The sequence below is a fragment of the Methylocystis sp. genome, assembly GCF_051062815.1.
Classification (GTDB): domain Bacteria; phylum Pseudomonadota; class Alphaproteobacteria; order Rhizobiales; family Beijerinckiaceae; genus Methylocystis.
The window spans coordinates 55,446-78,359 of record NZ_JBPFDU010000080.1; the positions used below are offsets into that span (position 1 = coordinate 55,446).

Genomic DNA, 22,914 nt, shown 5'->3' on the forward strand with positions numbered 1-22,914 from the left:
CGAGAATTTGCATGGATATGCGCCAAAAAAATGTGCGCCAAGCGGGAGCGCCAGCGCCCAAACAGATCACGGCCGCCGTGATTGGGAATGCGCTGGAATGGTACGATTTCGTCGTCTATGGCTTTTTTGCTTCCGTTCTGGCGCAGGCGTTTTTTCCAAGCCGAGATGACACGGCTTCTCTCTTGCTGGCGCTCGCGACCTTTGGCGCCGGCTTCTGCACGCGGCCGCTCGGCGCGCTCTTCTTCGGATTTTATGCCGATCGCAAGGGCCGTAAGGCGGCGCTACAACTCGTCATGTTCGCGATGACCGCCGCGGTGGCTGTCATCGCGCTCACGCCGACCTACGCGAAGATCGGGGTTTCTGCCCCTCTGCTTATCGTCGCCGGCCGCTTGCTGCAGGGATTTGCGACCGGCGGAGAATACTCCAGCTCGACCTGCTTTCTCATCGAAATGGCGCCCCGAGGCCGGCGTGGTTTCTATGGCTCGCTGCAAGTATTCGGGCAGGCGCTTTCGATCCTGCTCGCGACGCTGGCAGGCATTATTGTCACGAGCGTTTTCTCGGTCGATGCGGTGAATGAATGGGCGTGGCGACTGCCGTTTTTCGCGGGCCTGCTGATTGGTCCAGTCGGACTCTATGTCCGACGCCAGCTCGACGAAACGCCGGCTTTCAAGGCGACGGCAAGGGCGTGCGGCGCGCGGGAGGCGTTTGTCGATCTGATCCGCCGGCGTGGCGAGAGGCTGCTCGTCTGTTTCGTCGCCACGATCGGCACGACCATCTCATTCTACGTGATCCTCGTCTATATGCCGACCTACGCAAAGACCGAGATGGGATTGACGCTTGAACAATCCTTCCTCGCCCAGGCGCCCGCGCTCCTGCTGCTGATGGCGCTGACGCCGTTGATGGGCGTTTTCTCCGACGTCGTCGGCCGTCGGCCGCTGCTGCTGGCGTCGAATGGTTTGCTTCTACTGTGCGCTTATCCTCTCTACGTCTGGCTTCAGGCCGAACGGTCGGTTTTGGCGCTGGCGCTGGCGCAAATAGCCTTCTGCGTCATGATGTCGGGCATCTGCGGGGCGTTTTCGACGGCGCTCGCGGAGCAGTTTCCCACGCATATGCGTTCAGCGGGCCTTGCGATCCCCTACAATCTCGCCGTGATGATCTTTGGCGGCTTCGCCCCGTTTATCGTCGCGTGGTTGATCGGCTTTTTCGACACGCCCGTCGCGCCCGCCTTCTATCTCATCTTCGGCGCCGGCGCGGGACTCCTAGGCGTCGCGGGTCTGCACGAAAGACATAGGGAGTCGGATCTCGAATGACCGCCGCATTGAACTATGGCGTTCGACGATCGTTGATTGAGTTTGGCGCCTGCGGCGGACGCTACCATGGAAGACTTTCATGAAGAGAATTGCGGTTTTGATTGTTTCGATCGTTATGATGCAGCAACTTTTGCTCGAGGAGGCGGTGGCGCGATCCGCAAGATGCATCGTCGTCGGCGCCGGCGCGCCGCCCTATCAGGGGAAGTGCGATTTTTCGGTTGAGAATGGCGGCAGCTTTTCGATTACGCCAACCGGAAAGCCCGCGTTTGGCGGCGCGACGGTGATCAACGTCTCCGTCATTTCGCCGGGCGTCGCTGAAGTGCGAGGACTGACCCGCGATGGGATCAACTCCCGTTGGGGAGAAGCGCAGCGCTCCAAGGCCGATCCCGCCTGCTGGACTGGAAGCGACTTCAAGATCTGCGTCTACTGATCAAAAACAAAAGCGGCGCCGAAGCGCCGCTTTGGAAATGCTTGCCTTGAAGACCGCGGAGCTTAGCGCTTCGAGAACTGGAAGCTGCGGCGGGCTTTCCGCTTGCCGTATTTCTTGCGCTCGACGACGCGGGAGTCGCGCGTCAGGAAGCCTTCCTTCTTGAGCGCGGGACGCAGGTCCGGCTCGTAAGCGGTCAGCGCCTTGGCGAGGCCATGGCGCACCGCGCCGGCCTGACCCGAAAGTCCACCACCGGCGACCGTAACGACGATGTCATATTGACCCGCGCGCTTGGTGACGCCGAAGGGCTGGGCCAGAATCATGCGCAGCACCGGACGGGCGAAATAGACTTCGACGTCGCGGCCGTTGACGGTGATCTTGCCGGGGCCCGGCTTGATCCAGACGCGGGCGACGGCGTTTTTGCGCTTGCCGGTCGCATAGGCGCGGCCCTGCTTGTCGAGCTTCTGCACATAGCGCGGCGACTCGGGCGCCGTGGCGACGCTCCCCTGAAGGTCGGAAAGCGAGGAAAGAGTGGTCTCGGCCATGATCAGGCGCTCCGGCTATTCTTGACGTTCAGGGCGGCGACGTCGAGCGTCTGTGGGCTCTGCGCCTCATGCGGATGTTCCGCGCCCTTATAGACGCGCAGATTGCCGAACTGCTTGCGGCCCAGCGGGCCTCGCGGCAGCATGCGCTGCACCGCCTTCTCCAGGACTCGCTCCGGGAAGCGCCCGTCGAGAAGGAACTTCGCCGAGCGTTCCTTGATGCCGCCGGGAAAGCCCGTGTGGTGGTGATAGACCTTCTGGTCGCGCTTGCGGCCGGTCAAAACCACCTTTTCGGCGTTGATGACGATGATGTTGTCGCCGTCGTCCATATGCGGCGTGAACGTCGCCTTGTGCTTGCCGCGCAGACGCAGCGCGATGATGGAGGCGAGGCGGCCGACGATGAGCCCGGAGGCGTCGATCAGCACCCACTTCTTTTCGATGTCGGCGGGCTTCGCCGAATAGGTGTTGCCAAACATGGGATGAGAATTCCGTGTGAACGGTGTGTTCGGATGGGCGTGGATAGGCGATGCGGCAGGAGGGGTCAAGCGGTTTTTGCGCGGCAAAGTCTCCACAATGCTTAGAAAACTGGGCGCTGGGGTTTGTTGGTATTATAATACCTTAGATGTCGCCCCGATCTGAAGTGACATTGCGACGCGATTTGGCCGGGACAGGCCCGGCCATGACGCAATAGGGGCCTGCGTTCCGGCGGCTCGCTACTGATGCAGCGCTTCACCATGCAGCGCGATGTCGAGGCCCTCGCGTTCATCGTCGTAATTCACGCGAAGCGGCGTGATCATCGAGACAATTTTCAGCGTCGCCAAGGTGCCGATCACGCCCCAGACGATCGTGACGAGGACGCCGATCGCCTGCACGTAAAGCTGATGCGGATCGCCTTCCAACAGGCCCGCGACGCCCGGGTCGCCTTCCGAAGCCGTGATCGCGCGCGTGGCGAAGACTCCGGCGAGCAGCGTGCCCATGATGCCGCCGACGCCATGCACGCCGAAAACATCGAGCGTGTCGTCATAGCGAAATTTGTATTTCGCGACCGCGCAGAACCAATAGCAGACGCCGCCGGCGATCATCCCGATGACGACGCCGTGCCAAGGCAGGACATAGCCCGAGGCCGGCGTGATCGTGCCCAGACCGGCGATGGCGCCCGAGATGACGCCGAGCACCGACGGCTTGCCACGCTGGAGCCACTCCAGGCCGCTCCACACCAGCGCGCCGGCGCAGGCTGCGAGATGCGTCGCCACAATGGCGAAGACCGCGCGGGAATTGGCCGCAAGCGCCGAGCCGCCATTGAAGCCGAACCAGCCGACCCAGAGCAATCCGGTTCCGACGACGGCGAGCGAGAGATCGAAGGGCGAGAGGTTTTCGCGCCCGAACCCGACGCGATTGCCGAGGACGAGCGCGCAGACGAGGCCGGCGATTCCGGCATTGATGTGCACGACCGTCCCGCCGGCGAAATCGAGGAGGCCCAGCTTCTGCAGAAATCCGCCGCCCCAGACCCAATGCGCGGAAGGCACATAGACGATGAACAGCCACAGCGCGCAAAACAGCATGAAGGCGGAAAACTTCATGCGTTCGGCGACGGAGCCGGCGACCAGCGCGCAGGTGATCACCGCGAAGGTCATCTGATAGAGCATGAACAGGATTTCGGGGATCGTCTTGGCGAATGGGCTCACCGTGTCGAGCCCGATGCCGGCGAGAAGCGCCCGAGACGCATCGCCGATATAGGCGCCCTCGCCGCTGAAGGCGAGGCTGTAGGCGACGCCGATCCACAGCAGCGAGACGAGCGCGGTGGCGATGAGGCTCTGCGCCATGGTGGCGAGCACATTCTTCTTGCGCACCATGCCGCTGTAGAAGAGCGCGAGCCCCGGCAACGTCATCATCAGCACCAGCGCGGTGGCGGCGATCATGAAGGCGGTGTCGGCGGCGTCGATCTTGCTCCCGCCGTCCTGGGCGAGGGCTGGGCCGGCCACAAGGGTTGCGGCGAGCGCCGCGCCAAAACGATCCCACCGGACTCGCGGAATCCTCGCGCCGACGAATGTTATAGCCGCGCGCGTAAACGAGCTGTGCATGCCCTGGTCCTGATTGATGGTGGGAGATCGCGCTTAGAGCGCGTCGGAGTCGGTCTCGCCGGTGCGGATGCGCATGGCGCGGTCCAGCGGCGAGACGAAAATTTTGCCGTCGCCGATATGGCCGGTGTAGGCGGCGAGTCTAATCGCCTCGATGGCGCGATCGACGAGCGCTTCAGGGAGTGCGATGTCGATCTTAACCTTGGGCAGGAATGCGACGATATATTCGGCGCCGCGATAGATTTCGGCATGGCCCTTCTGTCGGCCATAGCCTTTCACTTCTGTCGCGGTCATTCCGTGCACGCCGATTTCCGTCAGCGCTTCGCGCACCTCGTCGAGCTTGAAGGGTTTAATAATCGCCGTGATGATCTTCATTTGCGCAGACATGCCCTCATGGTTGGCGAATTGAACATTGTCTCAGCAATTGGCATGCCATTCTGCGCAGAAAATAATCGTTTTCCATCTTGGCGTCGAGTTTGAGCCTGGCCAGTCGTGAGGCGCCAGGCGGCTAAGTTTTGTACACTATGCGTACATTGTTGGCTGACTTGGGCGCGGCGCGCCGCCCTTCGCCCGCCACGCCGCTTGAGATGAGCGATCTTTCCCTTTTGTGTGATGCGGGCGCCCGGTAGAGGTAGAAGCCGATCGTCGGGAGCGCAGAAAGCGGCGGAAGCGGATGAAGCTTGAAGACTGGTCGCCCGAAGCGACCGCCATCGATTTCGTTAATAAGGAAGACTGGCCCGAACGCCGCGCGAAGCTTCCTGAGCCTACAGCGCGTCTCGCGGAGCTTGCGGGATTTGAGGCGAAGCCCGGCTCGCTTCTTTTCGCGCCCGACGCCGACGGCGCGCCGCGGGCCTTTTTCGGCGCGGAGGGCAGGGCGCCAAAGGCGCGCGATCCATTCTTTGCCGGAAAGCTCGCGACTGCGCTGCCCAAGGGGCTCTACCGGTTTGGCGATGGCGTCGACGCGCCGGCGCAGGCCGCGCTGGCGTTCCTTCTGTCGACCTATTCCTTCTCGCGCTACAAGGCGCCAAAGAGCGAAGCCCCGCGTCTGTGCGCGCCGCAGGGCGTCGATCGCGCGCGCATCGAGCGCGTCGCCGGAGCCGTCGCCCTCGGGCGCGATCTCGTGAATACGCCGACCAATGACATGGGGCCGGAGGCGCTCGCCGAAGCGGCGCTCGCTCTCGGCGCGAAACATGGCGCCAGGACCCGCGTCATCGTCGGCGACGCTTTGCTCGCGGAAAACTTCCCCCTGATTCACGCCGTCGGGCGCGCGGCCGCGCAGGCGCCGAGGCTCGTCGAATTTGAGTACGGCCCGGAGGACGGTCTGCGCGTCACGCTCGTCGGCAAGGGGGTCTGCTTCGATACGGGCGGTCTCGACATCAAGCCTTCGAGCGCGATGGCGCTGATGAAGAAGGACATGGGCGGCGCCGCGACGACCCTGTCGCTTGCGGCGATGCTGCTTGACGGCAATGCGCCGGTCCGTTTGCGCGTGCTGCTTCCGATCGTCGAAAATTCGATTTCGGCGTCGGCGTTTCGAACGAGCGACATTTACCGCAGCCGCAAAGGCCTGAGCGTCGAAATCGGCAACACCGACGCCGAGGGCAGGCTCATTCTCGCCGATGCGCTCGCCTATGCGAGCGAAACGCCGTCCGATCTGCTGTTCGATTTCGCGACGCTGACGGGCGCCGCGCGCGTCGCGCTCGGTCCGGAGATTCCGCCGTTCTATACGGGCGATGACGGGCTCGCCCAAGAGATCGCCGGGCAGGCTGGCGCCGTGAATGATCCGGTGTGGCGGATGCCTCTATGGGACAGTTACGACAGCGGTCTCGATGGCAAGATCTCCGATCTGGTCAATGTCACGAGCGGCCCCTTTGCGGGATCGATCACCGCCGCGCTGTTTCTGAGGCGCTTCGTGGCGGATCCCAAGCGCTGGGCGCATTTCGACGTTTACTGCTGGAATCCGACGACGAAGCCCGGCCGCCCGGAAGGCGGCGAGGCGCAGGCGGCGCGCCTGCTTTATGAATTGATCGAGGCGCGCGCCGAGCAGAGGAAGGCGAAGCCGTGAGCGAAGACTTCGATCGGCGACTGACGCCCGCGCGCCCAGAAGTCGCCGCCGCCTATCTCAAGGGACGCGTGAGCGCCGACCGCTATGTGGAAGGCGTCGCGATGGAGGTCAGGGACTGCGTCGTCGACCTTCGGCGTGAACCACGTCCCGACGCCGCCGTCGACACTCAGGCGATCTATGGCGAGCGCGTCACCGTTTACGATGAGGAGGAAGGCTGGGCGTGGGCGCAACTTGCGCGCGACAATTATGTCGGCTGGATTGCCGCGAATACGCTGTGGCGCGAATTGAGCGCGCCGACGCATCGCGTCCGTGTTCCGCGGACCTTCATTTATCCCGGTCCGAACATCAAATTGCCGCCCCTCAACGCGCTGCCGCTCGGCGCCGAAGTCGCGATCGCCGAGGAGCGCGGCGGCTTTGGCGTGACGCCGGAGCTCGGATTCATCTATCGCAAACATCTCGCGCCGCGCGAGGCGAAAACGCCGGATTTCGTAGCGGTCGCCGAGACGCTGATCGGCGCGCCCTATCTCTGGGGCGGCAAGTCTTGGATGGGCGTTGATTGCTCGGGACTGGTGCAGGTCTCCTTGCTGATGGCCGGCGTCAAGGCGCCGCGCGACACCGATATGCAGGAAGCTGCGCTCGGCGCGCGGCTCGATCCCGGCGTCCCGCTCCTGCGCGGCGACATCGTCTTTTGGAAGGGGCACGTTGGCGTCATGCGCGACCCCGTGACGCTGCTTCACGCCAACGCCACGCATATGCAAGTCTCCAGCGAACCGCTCGACGTCGTGCGCGCGCGCAACGAGGCGGCGGGGGCTGGACCGGTCACGAGCGTGAAGCGGTTGCCGAGAGACATTTTTGCATGACGAAAAGGCTTTATCTGGAAGATCTTCGCGTTGGGCAGCGGTTACGCTCGGCGAGCGTCACGATCACCGCGCAGGACATCATCCGCTTCGCGCGGGACAGCGATCCGCAGTATTTTCATCTCGACGAAGAGGCGGCCAAAGACAGTATGTTCGGCGGGCTCGTCGCCAGCGGTTGGCAAACCGGCGCGCTGAGTGTGAAACTCCTCATCGACTCAGCCGACCCGCCTTTTGCTGGCGGGCTCGTCGGCGTTGAGGCGCATATCGCCTGGAAACTCCCGGTGCGGCCGGGCGATTCCCTGAGAGTGGAAGCTGAAGTCACGCGGATTGTGCATCCGCGCCGCTATGCCGATCGTGGCTTCGTTTCGATGGACATGGCGACCTATAATCAGCGCGGCGAAGTCGTGTTGACGCAGAGCGTCACGGTCGTCGCCTTCCGCGACCCTGCGCGGGCTGGCGAAAGTTCAAATGGCGCCACGGCGATTCCGGGATCATTTTCCGGCGACTGAATTGCCCGGAATGGGCTCCGCCTCGTTGCGAAAGGCCGCTGCGAAGAGCGCGCGCGTATACTCGCTCTTGGGCTGGGAAAACACCTGACTCGCCGGCCCTTCCTCGACCACCTTGCCATAGCGCATGACGATGAGATGCGCGGCGAGCGCCTTCACGACGCGCAGATCGTGACTGATGAAGAGATAGGCGAGCGAGCGGCGACGCTGCAGGTCGCGCAAGAGATCGATGATTTGCGCCTGCACGGACATGTCGAGCGCCGAGGTCGGCTCGTCGAGCACGACGAATTTGGGTTCGAGCACGATGGCGCGGGCGATGGCGATACGCTGCCGCTGGCCGCCGGAAAATTCGTGCGGGTAGCGGTCCATCGTCGATGGATCAAGCCCGGTTTCCTGCAGCGCGCGCGCAACGATTTCGCGGCGCTGATTGAGCGTAAGTTCGGGCCGCTGAACAGTCAGTCCTTCGGCGACGATTTCCGCGACCGACATGCGCGGCGAGAGAGAGCCGTAAGGGTCTTGGAAGACGATTTGCATGTCGCGCCGAAGCGGACGCATGGCGTCGACGCTTTTGCCGTCGATGCGCTCTCCGAGGAAGACGATCGGACCTTCCGAGCGAATGAGCCGCAGCATCGCCAGCGCCAGCGTCGTCTTGCCGGAACCCGATTCGCCGACGACGCCGACGGTTGCGCCCTCGCGCACCGAAAGGGTGACGCCGTCCACCGCCTTCACATGGCCGACGATCCGACGCATGAAGCCGCGGCGGATCGGAAACCAGACGCGCAGTTGCTCGGCCGATGCGACGACGGGCGCTTGCGTATTTTCGATAATCGGCGCGCCCTTGGGCTCCGCCGTGAGCAGCGCCTTGGTGTAGGGATGTTGCGGCGATGTGAATACCTCTCCCACCTCGCCCTGCTCGACGATGCGGCCCTGCTGCATCACGCAGACCGTGTCGGCGAAACGGCGCACGAGCCGGAGGTCGTGGGTGATGAACAGCATCGCCATGCCGTAGGTTTTTTGAAGCCGCTCGAGCAGCGCGAGAATCTGCGCCTGAACAGTGACGTCGAGCGCAGTGGTCGGCTCGTCGGCGATCAGCAGATCTGGCTTGTTGGCGAGCGCCATGGCGATCATGACACGCTGACGCTGGCCGCCCGAGAGCTGATGCGGATAGGCGCTCAGCCGCGCCTGAGGATCAGGAATGCCGACTTCGCCCAGAAGCTCAATGACTCGGTTCCGAACAGCGTCTTCGCCGCGCATGCCATGCAGTTCGAGAATCTCCGCAATCTGCCGCTCGATCATGTGCAGCGGATTGAGCGACGTCATCGGCTCCTGAAACACCATTGTGATGCCCGCGCCACGAATGGCGCGCAGACGATTGTCGTCGACCGTGAGCATATTATCGCCGTCGAACAGCGCCTCGCCGGACGCGATCGCGCCAGGGGGGAGCAGGCGTACGATCGACAGAGCGCTAATCGACTTGCCGGAGCCGGATTCGCCGACGAGCGCCAGCGTCTTGCCCCGCTCAAGAGAGAAGGAGACGTGATCGACCGCCTTGGTCTCGTGCCCGCCTTGCCGAAAGGTGACCGAGAGATCGCGAATGTTGAGGAGGGGAGACGCTGCGGCGCCGTGAGGTGTCACCGGAAATTCTTCCTCGGGTCGAAGGCGTCGCGGACCGCCTCGCCGACAAAGACCAGAAGCGACAGCATCAGCGCGATGATCGCAAAGCCGGTCAGTCCCAGCCATGGGGCCTGGAGATTGGATTTCGCCTGCAGCAACAGTTCGCCGAGCGAGGGCGAGCCCGGCGGCAGGCCAAACCCCAGAAAGTCCAGCGCCGTGAGCGTGGTGATCGACGAGTTGAGAATGAAGGGCAGGAAGGTCAGCGTCGCCACGGTGGCGTTCGGCAGCAGGTGCTTGACGATAATGCTGAAATTGCTCAGCCCAAGCGCGCGCGCCGCGTTGACATATTCGAAGTTGCGCGCACGCAGGAACTCGGCGCGAACGACATGCACTAGCGACACCCAGGAGAAGAGCAGCAGGATGCCGAGCAGCACGAAAAAGCCAGGCGTCAAGAAGGATGAAATGATGATGAGCAGATAGAGCTGCGGCAGCGACGACCAAACTTCGATGAAGCGTTGGAACACAAGATCGACCCGCCCGCCGAAGTAGCCCTGAATCGCCCCCGCGGCGACGCCGACGATCGAGGAGATCGTCGCCAGGATCAGTCCGAACAGCACCGAGATGCGAAATCCATAAAGCAGGCGCGCGACGACGTCGCGGCCCTGATCGTCGGTGCCGAGCCAATTATATTCGAGCGCGGCGCAGCCGCGATTGGGCTCGCCGGGCCGCAGACCTTTCGCCGCGGCGACCTCGCATTGCTGCTGCGTCAGCATCCAGGTCGGCGGCGAGGGCGCGGGCGTCGGCAGCTCGAGATTATGCGTGTCATAGGAAAAGCGAATCGGCGGCCAAAGCATCCAGCCATGCGCTTTGATTTCGTCGGCGATGACAGGATCGCGATAATCGGTGCGGGCCAGGAAGCCGCCGAATTTTTCTTCCGGATAGGACACGAAGGCGGGGAACAGCAATTGGCCCTTGTACCAGGCCAGAATCGGCCGGTCGTTCGCCAGGAAATTCGAGCCGAGCGCCATGATGAACAGCGTCATGAAGACCCAGAATGACCAATAGCCGCGCTTGTTCGCCTTGAAACTGTCGAGGCGTCGCCGGTCGAGCGGCGTCAGCCGCAGCCAGCCTTCGCGATGAAGGGGCGGGGCGAGGTGAGTTTCGGCGTCGGCTGCTGCGCTCACCGTCACACCTCGCGCGTTTCGAAATCGATGCGCGGATCGATCCAGGTATAGGTGAGATCGGAAAGGAGATTCACCACGAGTCCGAGCAGCGCAAAGATGTAGAGGTTGGCGAAGACGACCGGATAGTCGCGATTGACGATGCTCTCGAAAGACAGGTAGCCGAGCCCATCAAGCGAAAAGATCGTCTCGATCAGCACCGAGCCGGTGAGAAAGGCATGCACGAAGGCGCCGGGAAAGCCGGCGATGACGATCAGCATGGCGTTGCGAAACACATGTCCATAGAGCACGCGCCGCTCGGTCAGGCCCTTCATGCGCGCCGTCTGCACATATTGCTTGCGGATCTCGTCGAGGAAAGAGTTCTTTGTCAGAAACGTCTGCGTTGCGAAGGCCCCCAGCGTCATCGCGGAGACGGGCAGAATGATGTGCCACAGATAGTCCTTCACCTTGTCGAACAGCGACAGCTGCCAGAAATCGTCCGAGGTCAGGCCGCGCAGCGGGAATATCTGCCAGAAGGAGCCGCCGGCGAAGAGCACGATCAGCAGCATCGCAAAAAGAAAGCTCGGAATGGCGTAGCCGACGATGATGGCGTTGGACGTCCACATGTCGAATTTCGTTCCATCGCGCACCGCCTTGGCGATGCCGAGCGGAATTGAAATCGAATAAGACAGAAGCGTCATCCAGAGGCCGAGTGAAATCGAGACGGGAAGCTTTTCGCCGATCAGCTTGAGGACGCTCTCGTCGCGAAAGTAGCTGCGCCCGAAATCGAACATCGCATAATTCTTCACCATCAGCAGGAATCGCTCCCACGCCGGCTTGTCGAAGCCGAACTGCTTTTCGAGTTCCGCGATGAATTTCGGGTCGAGCCCCTGCGCGCCACGATATTTTGAGGCGGTTTCAGCGGCCATCGTTCCGGTTTGGCTCGCGCCGCCCTGTCCGACGTCGCCGCCCCCGCCGGAAAAGCGTCCGGTCGCGCCGACATCGAAGCCTTGCAGTTGCGCGATGATGCGCTCCACAGGACCGCCCGGCGCGAACTGCACGATGACGAAAGAGATGAGCATGATGCCGAGGATCGTCGGGATCATCAGCAGCACGCGGCGGGCGATATAGGCTCCCATTAACGTCTCGCGTTCTTTTGCATCGGCCGCATTTCGGCTCCCGACGGACTGCGCCGGGAAATCCTCTTAGCGTCCCGTGAAGTTGATTTTTTGCGCCTTATCCTCGTCCCACCACCAGGTCCACAGCACGCCGGTGTCGAACTTCGGCGGGCGCTCGGGCTGGCCGAAGAGATCCCAATAGGCGAAGCGATGCACCGGATTATACCAGTGCGGAACCCAATAGCGTTCCGCGCGCAAAGCGCGGTCGAGCGCACGGCTGCAGGTGACGAGCTCTTCGCGCGTTTGCGCCTGGAGCGCCTTTTCAACGAGCGAATCGATCGCCGGATTGGAGACGCCCGGCAGGTTTCGCGAGCCGGGCACATTGGCGGTCTTCGAGCTGAAATAAGCGCGAAGCTCCTCTCCGGGGTTCCAGCTCATCATCAGCACGTCATGAACGACGTCGAAGTCAAAGTTTTCAAGTCGCTGCTTGTACTGCGCGGCGTCGACGACGCGGATGTGGGCGTTGACTCCGAGAAGCTTCAAATTCTTGATGAAGGGCTGGGTGTGCCGCTCGAAGACATTGGAATTGTCGAGAAACTCGAATTCCAGCGGCGTTCCGTCGGGCAAGCATAGAACGCCATCCTTGCGCGTGCAGCCGGCCGCAACGAACAGATCATTCGCCTTTTTGAGCAGGACGCGATCCTGACCCGTGCCGTCAGAAACCGGCGCGACGAAGGGCTCGCCAAAAACTTCCGCTGGCAGATCAGCGCGATAGGGCTCCAGCAGCGCCTTTTCCTGTTCGCTCGGCAAGCCTTTCGCTTCAAGCTCGGAGTTCTCGAAATAGGACGAGATGCGCTTATAGGCGTCATACATCAGGTTGCGGCTTGTCCATTCGTAATCGAAGGCGTAGCCGATCGCTTCGCGCACCCGCGGATCCTTGAAAATCTTGCGGCGCGTGTTGAAGAACCATCCCTGGATCTGCGGAATATTGTTGTTGGGCGTCGTCGTTCGCTTGACGCGCCCGTCCTTGAACGCCGGAAAATCATAGCCCGTCGCCCAAACGCGCGCGATGTTTTCCTCTCGCTCGGTGAATGCGCCGGCCTTGAAGGCTTCGAAGGCGACCTGGCTGTCGCCGAAATATTCGAAGCGCACGACGTCGAAATTTGCCTGGCCTGTTGCGATCGGCAGGTCCTTCGCCCAATAGCCAGGCATCCGATGATAGGCGATGTAACGACCCTGCTCGAAGGCGCCGACCTTGTACGGCCCGGAGCCGAGCGGCGGCTCCATCGTCGTCGCTGCGAAGTCGCGGTCCTTGTAATAGGCGCGCGAAAAGATCGGCTGACCCACGACGCTGAGCGGCAGATCGCGCGTGCGGTCAGGCGCGAAGCGCAGCACCAGAACGTCGTCCGCCTCGGCTTCGGCGCTTTCGAGGTCACGCAGCATCTGGCTGATGACAGGATGGCCCTTGCTCTTGAGAATGTTGAGCGAAAAGGCCGCGTCATGCGCCGTGAGCGGCGAGCCGTCGTGGAACCGCGCCTCTTTACGCAACAGAAAAGCGTAAGTGAGCTTGTCAGGCGAGATGCGCACCTTTTTGGCGACGAGGCCATAGTAGGCGTCGCGCTCGTCGAGGCTCTGATTCATCAGACTGTCGAAGACGAGCGTCATGCCCGTCGCCGGATTGCCCCGCAGCACATAGGCGTTGAAACTGTCGTAAGTCGAGCTTGCCGGCGACAGCGCCAAAGTCCCTCCCTTGGGGGCTTTTGGATTCACGTAGCCGAAATATTTGAAGTCGGCTGGCTCGCCAAGGTCGCCGAAGGTCGAAAGGCCGTGGCTCTCGACTTCGCCCTGGGCGAGAGGACCGAAGCGGTTGGGGGCGCCGGTCGGCGCGCCGGGCTTGGCCAGAACGCGCGGCGCGACCAATGCGGCGGCGGCGGCGCCGATAACAGAGCGACGGGACAGGCGAATGCGCGTCAGATCGACGATTGTGGAACGAGCCAAATGTGACCTCAGGCGGAGGAAGGGCGCTTGCCCATGAGCCGCGATTATGTCGGTTTTTTTGCGGGTTCGCGAGCGGCCCGTTAAGGACCGTCACGCCGCTTTGGCCCTTTGTAGCAAAAATGCGCGACGCGCGCCCAGGGGGAAGTCGAAATGAACTCTGTCAGCCTAGGCCTTCGCGAGCAAGCATTCATCGGCGGGCTTTGGGTCGGCGCCGACAGCGGCGTAACCTTCGCCGTCAACAATCCGGCGACGGGCGCGGTCCTCGGCCAAGTTCCCGACATGGGCGTGGCCGAGACACGCCGGGCGATCGAGTCTTGCGCGCGGGCGCTGCCGGGCTGGCGCGATCGCGCCGCCAAGGAGCGCGCGCATATCATGCGCCGCTGGTTCGAGCTGATCATGGCCGATCAGGAGCGGCTGACGCGCATCATCACCGCGGAAATGGGCAAGCCGCTCGGCGAGGCGCGCGGAGAAATCGCCTACGCCGCCAGCTTCATCGAGTGGTTCGCGGAGGAGGGCCGGCGCATCTATGGCGACGTGATACCGGGTCCGACCGATCGTCGCCTGCTCGTCTTCAAACAGGCGATTGGCGTCACCGCGGCGATTACGCCGTGGAACTTCCCCTCCGCCATGTTCGCGCGCAAGGTTGGCGCGGCGCTTGGCGCCGGCTGCGCCATGGCGGTGAAGCCTGCCGAGCTGACGCCCTTCTCCGCGCTGGCGCTGGCGGAGCTTGCCGAACGCGCCGGCGTGCCTTCCGGCGTGATCAATGTGGTCACGGCGAAAGACCCCGCGCCGGTCGGGCTCGAATTCACGCAAAATCCCCTCGTGCGCAAGCTGACCTTCACCGGTTCGACCGAAGTGGGCAGAGTTCTCCTGCGGCAAGCGGCCGAGAACATCCAGAAATGCTCGATGGAGCTTGGCGGCAACGCGCCACTGATCATCTTTGAAGACGCCGATCTCGAGCGCGCCGTCGAGGGCGCCGTCGCCACCAAATACCGCAACAGCGGTCAGACCTGCGTTTCGGCGAACCGCATCCTCGTGCATGTGTCGATCATCGACGCCTTCGCCGAAAAACTCGCGGCGGCGGCCGCCGCGCTGAAAGTCGGCGAAGGGACGGAGGAGGGCGTCGCCATCGGTCCGCTGATTGAAGAAGCAGCGGTCGAAAAGGTCGAGCGTCACGTCGCCGACGCCGTCTCCCGCGGCGCAAAGGTTCTCACCGGGGGCGCCCGCCACGCGCTCGGCGGCTCTTTCTTTCAACCCACGGTGCTCGCCAATGTGCCGGCCGACGCGCTCATCTTCAACGAAGAGACCTTCGGTCCCGTCGCGCCGCTGATTTCCTTTGAAAGCGAGGCTGAAGCGGTGCGTCTCGCCAACGCCACGCCTTACGGTCTCGCCGCCTACTTCTACAGTCGCGACGTCGCCCGCGTCATCCGCGTCGCCGAGCAGTTGGAATTCGGCATGGTGGGCGTCAACGAGACGCTGATCTCGACCGAAGCGGCGCCATTTGGCGGTGTGAAACATTCGGGCCTTGGACGCGAAGGATCGCGCTACGGCGTCGACGATTACATCGAGATCAAATATGTCTGCCTCGGTGGATTTTGATCATTCGATCCTGATGCGGCCGTCGACGACGGGCGCAATCGCACCGGCTTTTTCGATGGCGCCGATGATGACGTTCGTCAGCAGCGGACCCTCGAGGTCGCTGACCAGCGGTTTCCCCCGCGCAAGCGCGGCATAGCCGTCCTTGCCGCGCGCCAGGAAGTCGATCGTCGCGACCTTGTAGAGCTTCGTGTCGTCGAGCGGCTTGCCGCCGACCTCGATTGAAACGAGCCGCGAGCCAGGAACCGCGTTGCGCCGCACGACGATGCGGGCGCCGGAGATCTGAGCGAAGCGGCCGGCGTCCTTGCCGATCAGCCAGACGGCGTTTTCCAGCGCGGCGCGCAGATCGGCGCCTGAAAGCTCCAGAGTCACAAGCTGATTGTTGAACGGCAGCTCCTTGGCGATGTCCTTGCGCGTCAGCGTTGTCCCGGGAGCGTAGCTGCGGTTGCCGCGAATGCCGCCGCCGTTGATGATTGCAACGTCGGCGCCGGCGGCGGCGCGCATCGCGTCGGCGAAAAAGTCGCCGATCGCGGTCTCTTCACTGCGCACGCTCGCCTTTCGGCTGTCGAGCGGCGTCTTTGTGCGCCCGATGTCGACGTCGAGCGCCTTGTCGACCTCGGCTTCATATTGCGCGACGCGTTCTGCAATCGCGGCGTCTGGCGTCACGTCGGCCGTGTCGATGATGCGGAACCTGGGCGTCCAGCGCTTTACGCCATCGTCGGCGATCCGAATCTCAACATCGATCGCGACGAGATTGACGCCGTCCGCCTGGGTCTCGCCGATGGCGGCGCGGCCGTCATAGGCGACCAGAAGATTGTGGTCATGCCCGGACAGAACGATGTCGATCGGCCCGAGTTTCGCGAGGCGCAGATCGTCCTGCCATTCGGAATGCGTGACGACGACGACCAGATCGGCGCCGGCGTCGCGAAGCGCCTTGGCCTGGCGTTTCGCGGTCTCGATCGCGGGCAGAAGTTTCAGGCTACCGGGACTGGACCGTCTCGCCGCCTCGTCGTCGGTCAGACCGAAGATTCCGACCTTCACCCCGTCGACGTCGATGATCTTGCTGTCGGCGAAGCCCGGCGCGGAGCGGCCGGAGGCGTCCCGCAGATTCGCGGCGAGCAGAGGGAACTTCGCTTCGCCCATGCGCTGGCGAAAAACCGCTTCGCCGAAATCGAACTCGTGATTGCCGGGCGTGAAGACGTCAAGGCCGATGCGGTTGAGAAGGTCCATGATATGCGCGCCCTTGTCGACGCTCGAGGTGAGCGAAGGGGACAGCGTGTCGCCGGCGTGCGCGACGATGACGTTCTTCCTTTTGGCGCGCTCGGCTTTCAGCCCGCCGGCGATCCGGGCGAACCCGCCGCGTCCGTCTCTCTCAGCCATTTCGTAGATGTCGCTGAAGACGACGAAGGTGAGATTGACGACGCGCTCGGCCGCGCGCGCGGGAAAGGCGAAAGCCGCGAGGAGAACAAGAAACGCCAGACCCGCGCGCCGCATTTCAAAAAACATCCGTCCTGGCCCCTATCGACTGATGGGCGCATGTTGCATCGGCGCAATGACAAGGGCAACACGCGCGCAAACCCTCTCCCTGTGGGAGGGTGGTCGCCGGAGGCGACCGGGAGAGGGGTTTGAAACTTTGGCGCCTTCTTGAGTCGCCGGATCGCGTGGTCGCCTGCGAACACATGTATCGAAAGGTTCTACCCCTCATCCGACCCGGCTTCGCCGGGCCACCTTCTCCCTATGGGAGAAGGGAAGCGCGCTCTTTCTCGAGTAGGTTTGCGCTTCGCCAACTTACAAAATGAAACGGCGCCCGTGGGCGCCGTTTCGCATCGTGCCAGGAGACTAGACTTAGTAGTTGTAAGCGCGCTCGCCGTGATCGCTGATGTCGAGGCCTTCGCGCTCTTGATCGGGCGTCGGCCGCAGACCGATGATGATGTCGACGAGCTTGAAGAGGATCGCCGAACCGATGCCGGACCACAGAAGCGTCGCGATGACGGCGATTCCCTGGGCCTTCATCTGCGCGACCATGTCATAAGTTCCGGCGAAGGATTCCAGATTGGTGTAGTCGGTGATGCCGACGCCGCCGAGATCGGGACTGACCAGAATTCCGGTCGCCAAGGCGCCGGTGATGCCCCCGATGCAGTGCACGCCGAAGACATCGAGCGCGTCGTCGTAGCCCGCCATCTTCTTCACGAAGTCAACGAAGAAGAGGCAGATCGGCGAAACGGCGAGGCCAAGGACAATGGCGCCGACCGGACCAGCATAACCCGACGCGGGCGTCACGGCGACGAGGCCGGCGACCGCGCCGGTGATGAGGCCGAGCATCGACGGTTTGCCCTTCACCAGCCACTCGACGATCATCCAGGAGAGCGCCGCAGCCGCCGTCGCCACCATGGTGTTGACGAATGCGAGCGCGGTCGCGCCGTTCGCCTCGAGATTCGAGCCGGCGTTGAAGCCGAACCAGCCGACCCACAGTAATGAGGCGCCGACCATCGACAGGGTCAGCGAATGCGGCGGCAAAGCCTCTTTGCCGTAGCCGATGCGCTTGCCGACGATGATCGCGCCCACGAGGCCCGCGATTCCGGCGTTGATATGCACCACGGTGCCGCCCGCGAAGTCCAGCGCGCCCTTGCCAGCGAGCCAGCCCACGGCGTCGTTGATCTCATCGATCTTCGTCTGGGCGGCCGCTTTCGCCGCCTCGTCGCCGGCTGCGGCGAGTTGGGTCGCCGCGTCGACGAGCGCGTTCGGATCGGCGACGCCCCACACCCAATGCGCGATGGGGAAGTAGATGACCGTCACCCAAAAGGCGACGAACAGCAGAACGGCCGAAAATTTCATGCGCTCGGCGAAGGCGCCGATGATCAGCGCCGGGGTGATCATCGCGAAGGTCATCTGGAAGACGAAATAGGCATATTCCGGAATGACGGTGCCGGGAGTGAAGGTCGCCACATTGGAAGCGGCCGTCACGCCCTTGAGAAACAGCTTGTCGAAGCCGCCGATATAGTTGCTGAGCGAACCGCCGTCGCCGAAGGCGAGCGAATAGCCATAAACCGTGTAGATCACGCCGACGAGCGCGACGATCGCGAAAGTTTGCGACAGGATCGACAGCATGTTCTTGGCGCGCACCAAGCCGCCGTAGAACAGCGCAAGGCCCGGAATCGACATCATCAGCACCAAGAGCGACGACGTCAGCATCCAGGCGGTGTCGCCGGGATTGGGGGTCGGGTCGTTGGCGGCGAAGGCCGGAAACGCCAAGGATGCCGAAATCGCCGCTCCCGCGATGACCGAAGCGACAGAAGCGCTTCGAGGCGAAGGAAGTTTCATGTGTGAGAGCTCCTGATGTTGCGGGGAGGCGATCAAAGCGCGTCGGCGTCGGTTTCGCCGGTGCGGATGCGGATGGCGCGCTCGAGCGGCGTGACGAAAATCTTTCCGTCGCCGATCTGTCCGGTGCGCGCGGTGTTGGAGATTGCCTGGATCACCTGTTCGACGAGGGCGGCGTCGACAGCGACTTCGATTTTTAGCTTTGGCAAGAAACTGATCGCATACTCGGCACCGCGATAAATTTCCGTATGTCCCTTCTGACGTCCGTAGCCCTTGACCTCAGTCACGGTAAGGCCGTGCACGCCGATGTTGGTCAGCGCGTCGCGGACCTCATCGAGCTTGAACGGCTTGATGATCGCTGTCACGATTTTCATCTGCCAATCCTGTTGGTTATCGACCTCGTTGGCGAGCGTTCGCTCGCGTGACGGCGGCGTCTCTTGATTGCAATTCGCGGGAGGACGCCGCCGCGTCGGCGACTTGCCGCTTTCAAATGCCGTGCCAGCCGCGCTGACGACTGAAATCTACTGACCGGAAGCGTATCTGCCGTGACACAGGCTATGCCGCAGCTAGCAGCGGGTTGGCTATCGCCTTTGCGGGCCTAGGCTATGCGCTCGAGTCAGTGGCGGCCCTGGTGCGCCCGCGCGCTCTCGCTGAGGGCGCCGCCGCCCGGCTATATGCCTAGATATTACGCAGTCTTCCTTTAGCTGCCTACAGTGTAGGCAGCTGCTCAGGATCGCGTCGAGTCGCGCTGGCGCACCAGGCCTTCCTGGCTCACCGAGGCGACGAGGCGTCCCTCGCGGGTGAAGATCTGGCCGCGCGTCAAGGCGCGCGCGCCGCCGGCCCACGGGCTTTGCTGCGCATAGAGCAGCCATTCGTCGACTCGCATCGGCCCGTGTATCCATAGTGCATGGTCGAGGCTCGCGACCTGGATCTTCGGATCGAAGATCGTAAGGCCGTGAACCAGCAGCGCCGTATTGAGCAGCGTCATATCGGAAAGATAGGCGAGCAGCGCCGTGTGAATGGCGGGGTCGTCTGGCGCCGCGCCGCGCACGCGAAACCAGATCATCTGGCCGGCCGCGCGACGTTCGGGAAAAAATACGTCGTCGGGCGCGACGACGCGCATGTCGAGCGCGCTTCGCCGCTGCAGCCAGCTCTCGGCCTGTTCCGGAAGGAAGGCGCGAAAACGCTCGACGAGCGCGTGCACGTCGTCGAGACTCTCCGGGTCCGGGGCGTCCGGCATGTGGGCGGCGTGCGTAAGACCTTCTTCGCGCCGCTGGAACGACGCCTCCATTGAAAAAATCGTGTGTCCGCGCTGCGTGGCGTTACAGCGCCGCGTCGTGAAGCTCTTGCCGTCGCGCACGCGTTCAACGGCGAAGTCGATGGGGATCGACGGATCGCCGGCGAGGACGAAATAGCCGTGCAGCGAATGAACGGGGCGGTCCGCAGGGGTCGTCCGCGTCGCGGCGACGAGCGCCTGAGCCACGGCCTGACCGCCATAGACCTGACGGCCGGACGAGGCCGGGCTATGGCCGCGGAAGAGGTCTGGTCCGACCTCCTCGAGATCGAGAAGCGCCAGAAGCTTGGATGGCGCGGTTTCGTCCATAGCGGACGAGCCGGTCAGTCGATCTGGCGCGCCTCTTCGGGTAGCATGATCGGAATGCCGTCGCGGATCGGATAGGCAAGCCGCGCCGAGCGCGAGATGAGCTCCTGGCGCGCGCTGTCATATTCGAGCGTCGTCTTCGTCAGCGGGCAGACGAGGATTTCGAGCAGGCGCGGATCAATCCGCGTCGGCTCCACAGCGGATTCAAATCTCTCGGCGCCGGAATCGCGTTCGTCAGTCATGGTCGTCAATTTCCCTTAATGCCACTGCGGCCGGTCGCCGGTTCGTTGCGCGAGATCGAGCTTCGCGAGCGCGATAAGCGTTTCCGCGCGGGTTTTCAGATCGATGGCTTCGATCAGCGCCTGTTTGTCGTTGGCGCCGAACGGACACATCATCGCGAGCGCATTGACGAGCGTCTCCGTCGGCGCCGCGTCTATGCTCGCCCAGTCGACTTCAAGTTTCGAACATTCGGCGAAGTTGCGCAACATTGACACCATGCTTTCGCGGTCGACCGCGTCGGCGCCGGCGCCCGTCGTCAAATCCTCCAAGAATTCATCATATCCGACCTGACACTGCCGGTACTGCGTCCGAACCCTAAGCTCCTCGAGAACGCGAAACCGCGCGACGCCGGTGAGGGTAATGAGATAGCGGCCGTCTCCGGTCTCGGCCAGGCGCGTGATCCGTCCGGCGCAGCCGACATCATAGAGCTGCGTCGCTTCGGCGACCGTCTCGTCGCCCGGCAGCGGCTGGATCATGCCGATCAGCCGCGTGCTGGCGATCGCGTCGTCGACCATCGCGAGATAGCGCGGCTCAAAAACATTGAGCGGCAGTTCGCCGCGCGGCAGCAATATGGCGCCTGAAAGCGGGAAAAGCGGCAGAACCTTCGGCAATTCGTCGATGTCGGCGTAGGGACGGTTCAGGCTCATATCGGCGAACGCCTCCCTAGGAGTAGAGCAGCGTGGACAGTCGCCGCCGTGCGTTCACGGCCGCCTTGTCCATCGGTCCCCACGCCTCAAAAAACTGGATGAGCTGCCTTCTTGCGCCATCGTCATTCCAACTACGGTCGCGGCGGATGATTTCAAGCAGCGCATCCGTCGCTTCCTCGCGCAGTCCTTTGGCGTTGAGCGCGAGCGCGAGATCGAAATAGGCCTGCAGGTCGTTGGGATCGAAATTGACGCGATTTCTCAGTTCCTCGATCTCGCCGAGATCTTGGGCCTGCTGGGCGATCTGTAGCGTCGCCCCAGCCGCCGCGACGCCGCTGTCGCGGCGAATGGCGTCAGGAAGGGCCTCAAAGAGCGCCCCGGCCTCATCGAAGCGTCCCGAGTCGATGTAAAGACGCAGCAAGGTGGCGGCGGCCCTGGCGTTGGGCGGTTCGCCGCCGGCGAGTTCGCTCAGCAGCGACTCCGCGCCGGCGAGATCGCCGTCCGCGATCATCGCCTGCGCCGCTTCGAGCGCATCGCCCTCGTCCTCGATCGGGCCGATCAGCCGCTCCAGAAAGCCCTTGATTTGACTTTCGGGCAGCGCGCCGACGAAACCATCGATCGGTCGTGCGCGCTGAAACGCCACGACGGCCGGAATTGACTTGACGCCAAGCTGATCGGCGATCAGCGGATCGGCGTCGATATTCATTTTGACGAGCGCGATCTTGCCGCCCGAGGCGGCCACCAGACGCTCGATGACGGGCGCGAGCTGGCGACAGGGGCCACACCATGGCGCCCAAAAATCGACGAGCACGATCTGCCGCATCGAAGCGTCGAGGACGTCGGCGCGGAAACGATCCGTGGTCGTTTCGACCGGCGTCGTCGGCGCGTTAGCCATTCCCGCCGTCTCAACCATGCGATTCTCCCCCTGTCGTCATCGTCTGCCGTGTGATTTTTGAGGCTTTGCAGCTTGGAGGCGGCTTAGCGCAGCGCCCGGACGAAGGTCAGATAGACCGGATCGCGGCCTTCGGCCATGGCTTTGGCTTCATATTTGGTTCGGGTCCAGCCTGACCAAGGCGTTCGCCAGTCCTCGGCGCGCTGCGCGCGCCAGCGGAAGGCTGGGTGCGCGCGCAGCCGCGCCAGGGTCCAGGCGGCATAGTCGTCAATGTCCGTCGCAAAGCGCAGCTCCGCGCCCCCATGCATCGCCCGCGCCAGACGGTCGAGATTTTCACGCGCCACGAAACGCCTCTTGTGATGGCGTCGTTTGGGCCAGGGGTCAGGATAGAAAAGATATACGCGCGACAGGCTGTCCTCCGGCAGCCAGTCGAGCACATCTGCGGCGTCGCCCTGATGCAGGCGGATATTCGTCAGTCCACGCTCGTCGATCCGGGCGAGGAGCTTCGCCACGCCGTTGAGGAAGGGCTCGCAGCCGATGAATTCAACCTGCGGGCTGTCGCTCGCCGCCGCAATCAGATGCTCGCCGCCGCCAAAGCCGATCTCGAGGCGCCTTTCGCGGGCCGTAGACTCCGGCGGCTGCGCAAGGTCGAGCGACAGACGCGGCAAGAGCTCATCGATCAGCGCCGCCTGACGCTTTCGGAGCGCCTTGCCTTTCGAGCGGCCATAGAGACGGGCGTGAGCGCCGCGTTGCTGAGAGGTCTCGCTCATAAGCGCTAAATGGCCGCGATCACTAGAAACGTCGCCCAATTTTGTGGCGCTGGCTTGCACGCCCGCGCCACAAACAGAGCCATGTCGTGACGGAAATTTCCCGCTGCGGCGTTCGCCTTCCGAGCCGCTCGAACCGGCCGAAC

Annotated in this window: 22 protein-coding genes; 6 read left to right on the top strand and 16 right to left on the bottom strand. The window is 63.3% G+C overall.

The window, feature by feature from the left end:
- Nucleotides 1-11: 11 nt before the first annotated feature.
- Nucleotides 12-1,310, top strand: a complete 1,299-nt coding sequence (locus tag ACR65W_RS17075) for an MFS transporter (protein WP_434497922.1) — start codon at nucleotides 12-14, stop codon at nucleotides 1,308-1,310.
- A gap of 79 nt (nucleotides 1,311-1,389) precedes the next feature.
- Nucleotides 1,390-1,740, top strand: a complete 351-nt coding sequence (locus tag ACR65W_RS17080; RefSeq protein WP_434497923.1) for a hypothetical protein — start codon at nucleotides 1,390-1,392, stop codon at nucleotides 1,738-1,740.
- Between the two features lie 62 nt (nucleotides 1,741-1,802).
- On the opposite strand, the gene rpsI is transcribed toward ACR65W_RS17080, so the two are convergent.
- From rpsI to ACR65W_RS17100, 4 genes are all read right to left on the bottom strand, one after another.
- Nucleotides 1,803-2,282, bottom strand: coding sequence for a 30S ribosomal protein S9 (gene rpsI, locus ACR65W_RS17085; protein WP_175093061.1), 480 nt, complete (start codon nucleotides 2,280-2,282; stop codon nucleotides 1,803-1,805).
- Between the two features lie 2 nt (nucleotides 2,283-2,284).
- Nucleotides 2,285-2,755 (bottom strand): 50S ribosomal protein L13, encoded by a 471-nt coding sequence (gene rplM, locus ACR65W_RS17090; protein WP_196400730.1) that lies wholly within the window; start codon nucleotides 2,753-2,755, stop codon nucleotides 2,285-2,287.
- 237 nt (nucleotides 2,756-2,992) lie between these two features.
- Nucleotides 2,993-4,360 carry an ammonium transporter gene (locus ACR65W_RS17095; protein WP_434497924.1) on the bottom strand — a complete coding sequence of 456 codons (1,368 nt, stop codon included), beginning with the start codon at nucleotides 4,358-4,360 and terminating at the stop codon, nucleotides 2,993-2,995.
- 33 nt (nucleotides 4,361-4,393) lie between these two features.
- Nucleotides 4,394-4,732 (bottom strand): P-II family nitrogen regulator, encoded by a 339-nt coding sequence (locus ACR65W_RS17100; protein ID WP_434495809.1) that lies wholly within the window; start codon nucleotides 4,730-4,732, stop codon nucleotides 4,394-4,396.
- Nucleotides 4,733-5,030: 298 nt separating this feature from the next.
- On the opposite strand from ACR65W_RS17100, the gene ACR65W_RS17105 reads away from it, so the two are divergent.
- The 3 genes from ACR65W_RS17105 to ACR65W_RS17115 are packed head-to-tail and all read left to right on the top strand — an operon-like array spanning nucleotide 5,031 to nucleotide 7,785.
- Entirely contained in the window at nucleotides 5,031-6,419 is a 1,389-nt protein-coding gene (locus ACR65W_RS17105; RefSeq protein ID WP_434497925.1) for a leucyl aminopeptidase family protein, read from the top strand.
- The gene (locus ACR65W_RS17110; RefSeq protein WP_434497926.1) at nucleotides 6,416-7,279 is read left to right on the top strand and encodes a C40 family peptidase; all 864 of its coding nucleotides are present in this window, start codon (nucleotides 6,416-6,418) and stop codon (nucleotides 7,277-7,279) included. Before ACR65W_RS17105 ends, ACR65W_RS17110 begins: the two co-directional genes overlap by 4 nt.
- Complete coding sequence (locus ACR65W_RS17115) at nucleotides 7,276-7,785, top strand: MaoC/PaaZ C-terminal domain-containing protein (protein WP_434497927.1); 510 nt, start codon at nucleotides 7,276-7,278, stop codon at nucleotides 7,783-7,785. The genes ACR65W_RS17110 and ACR65W_RS17115 overlap by 4 nt, the downstream gene beginning before the upstream one ends.
- On the opposite strand, the gene ACR65W_RS17120 is transcribed toward ACR65W_RS17115, so the two are convergent.
- From ACR65W_RS17120 to ACR65W_RS17135, 4 genes are all read right to left on the bottom strand, one after another.
- Nucleotides 7,768-9,417, bottom strand: a complete 1,650-nt coding sequence (locus tag ACR65W_RS17120; protein WP_434497928.1) for an ABC transporter ATP-binding protein — start codon at nucleotides 9,415-9,417, stop codon at nucleotides 7,768-7,770. The two genes, ACR65W_RS17115 and ACR65W_RS17120, sit on opposite strands and share 18 nt — an antisense overlap.
- On the bottom strand, nucleotides 9,414-10,586 hold the full coding sequence (locus tag ACR65W_RS17125) for an ABC transporter permease (RefSeq protein WP_434497929.1): 1,173 nt from the start codon (nucleotides 10,584-10,586) through the stop codon (nucleotides 9,414-9,416). The genes ACR65W_RS17120 and ACR65W_RS17125 overlap by 4 nt, the downstream gene beginning before the upstream one ends.
- Nucleotides 10,583-11,695, bottom strand: coding sequence for a microcin C ABC transporter permease YejB (locus ACR65W_RS17130; protein WP_123176602.1), 1,113 nt, complete (start codon nucleotides 11,693-11,695; stop codon nucleotides 10,583-10,585). The genes ACR65W_RS17125 and ACR65W_RS17130 overlap by 4 nt, the downstream gene beginning before the upstream one ends.
- A 66-nt stretch (nucleotides 11,696-11,761) precedes the next feature.
- Nucleotides 11,762-13,672 (bottom strand): extracellular solute-binding protein, encoded by a 1,911-nt coding sequence (locus ACR65W_RS17135; protein WP_434497930.1) that lies wholly within the window; start codon nucleotides 13,670-13,672, stop codon nucleotides 11,762-11,764.
- Between the two features lie 150 nt (nucleotides 13,673-13,822).
- Between ACR65W_RS17135 and ACR65W_RS17140 the strand changes: the two genes are divergently transcribed.
- Nucleotides 13,823-15,271 (top strand): NAD-dependent succinate-semialdehyde dehydrogenase, encoded by a 1,449-nt coding sequence (locus tag ACR65W_RS17140; RefSeq protein WP_434497931.1) that lies wholly within the window; start codon nucleotides 13,823-13,825, stop codon nucleotides 15,269-15,271.
- Here ACR65W_RS17140 and ACR65W_RS17145 read toward each other — a convergent pair whose 3' ends face one another.
- The 8 genes from ACR65W_RS17145 to trmB form a co-directional block, all read right to left on the bottom strand.
- A complete protein-coding gene (locus tag ACR65W_RS17145) occupies nucleotides 15,272-16,762 on the bottom strand; it encodes a bifunctional metallophosphatase/5'-nucleotidase (protein WP_434497932.1) in 1,491 nt (496 codons plus the stop codon).
- A gap of 351 nt (nucleotides 16,763-17,113) precedes the next feature.
- Nucleotides 17,114-18,589: an ammonium transporter gene (locus ACR65W_RS17150; protein WP_434497933.1), complete on the bottom strand. Its 1,476-nt coding sequence runs from the start codon at nucleotides 18,587-18,589 to the stop codon at nucleotides 17,114-17,116.
- Between the two features lie 32 nt (nucleotides 18,590-18,621).
- Nucleotides 18,622-18,960 (bottom strand): P-II family nitrogen regulator, encoded by a 339-nt coding sequence (locus tag ACR65W_RS17155; RefSeq protein ID WP_014890399.1) that lies wholly within the window; start codon nucleotides 18,958-18,960, stop codon nucleotides 18,622-18,624.
- A gap of 353 nt (nucleotides 18,961-19,313) precedes the next feature.
- The gene (locus ACR65W_RS17160; protein WP_434497934.1) at nucleotides 19,314-20,189 is read right to left on the bottom strand and encodes an acyl-CoA thioesterase; all 876 of its coding nucleotides are present in this window, start codon (nucleotides 20,187-20,189) and stop codon (nucleotides 19,314-19,316) included.
- A gap of 14 nt (nucleotides 20,190-20,203) precedes the next feature.
- A complete protein-coding gene (locus ACR65W_RS17165; protein ID WP_434497935.1) occupies nucleotides 20,204-20,428 on the bottom strand; it encodes a Trm112 family protein in 225 nt (74 codons plus the stop codon).
- 15 nt (nucleotides 20,429-20,443) lie between these two features.
- Nucleotides 20,444-21,112 carry an LON peptidase substrate-binding domain-containing protein gene (locus ACR65W_RS17170; protein ID WP_434497936.1) on the bottom strand — a complete coding sequence of 223 codons (669 nt, stop codon included), beginning with the start codon at nucleotides 21,110-21,112 and terminating at the stop codon, nucleotides 20,444-20,446.
- Nucleotides 21,113-21,128: 16 nt separating this feature from the next.
- Nucleotides 21,129-22,022, bottom strand: a complete 894-nt coding sequence (locus ACR65W_RS17175) for a tetratricopeptide repeat protein (RefSeq protein ID WP_434497937.1) — start codon at nucleotides 22,020-22,022, stop codon at nucleotides 21,129-21,131.
- A gap of 65 nt (nucleotides 22,023-22,087) precedes the next feature.
- Complete coding sequence (gene trmB, locus ACR65W_RS17180) at nucleotides 22,088-22,771, bottom strand: tRNA (guanosine(46)-N7)-methyltransferase TrmB (protein ID WP_434497938.1); 684 nt, start codon at nucleotides 22,769-22,771, stop codon at nucleotides 22,088-22,090.
- Between the last annotated feature and the right edge of the window lie 143 nt (nucleotides 22,772-22,914).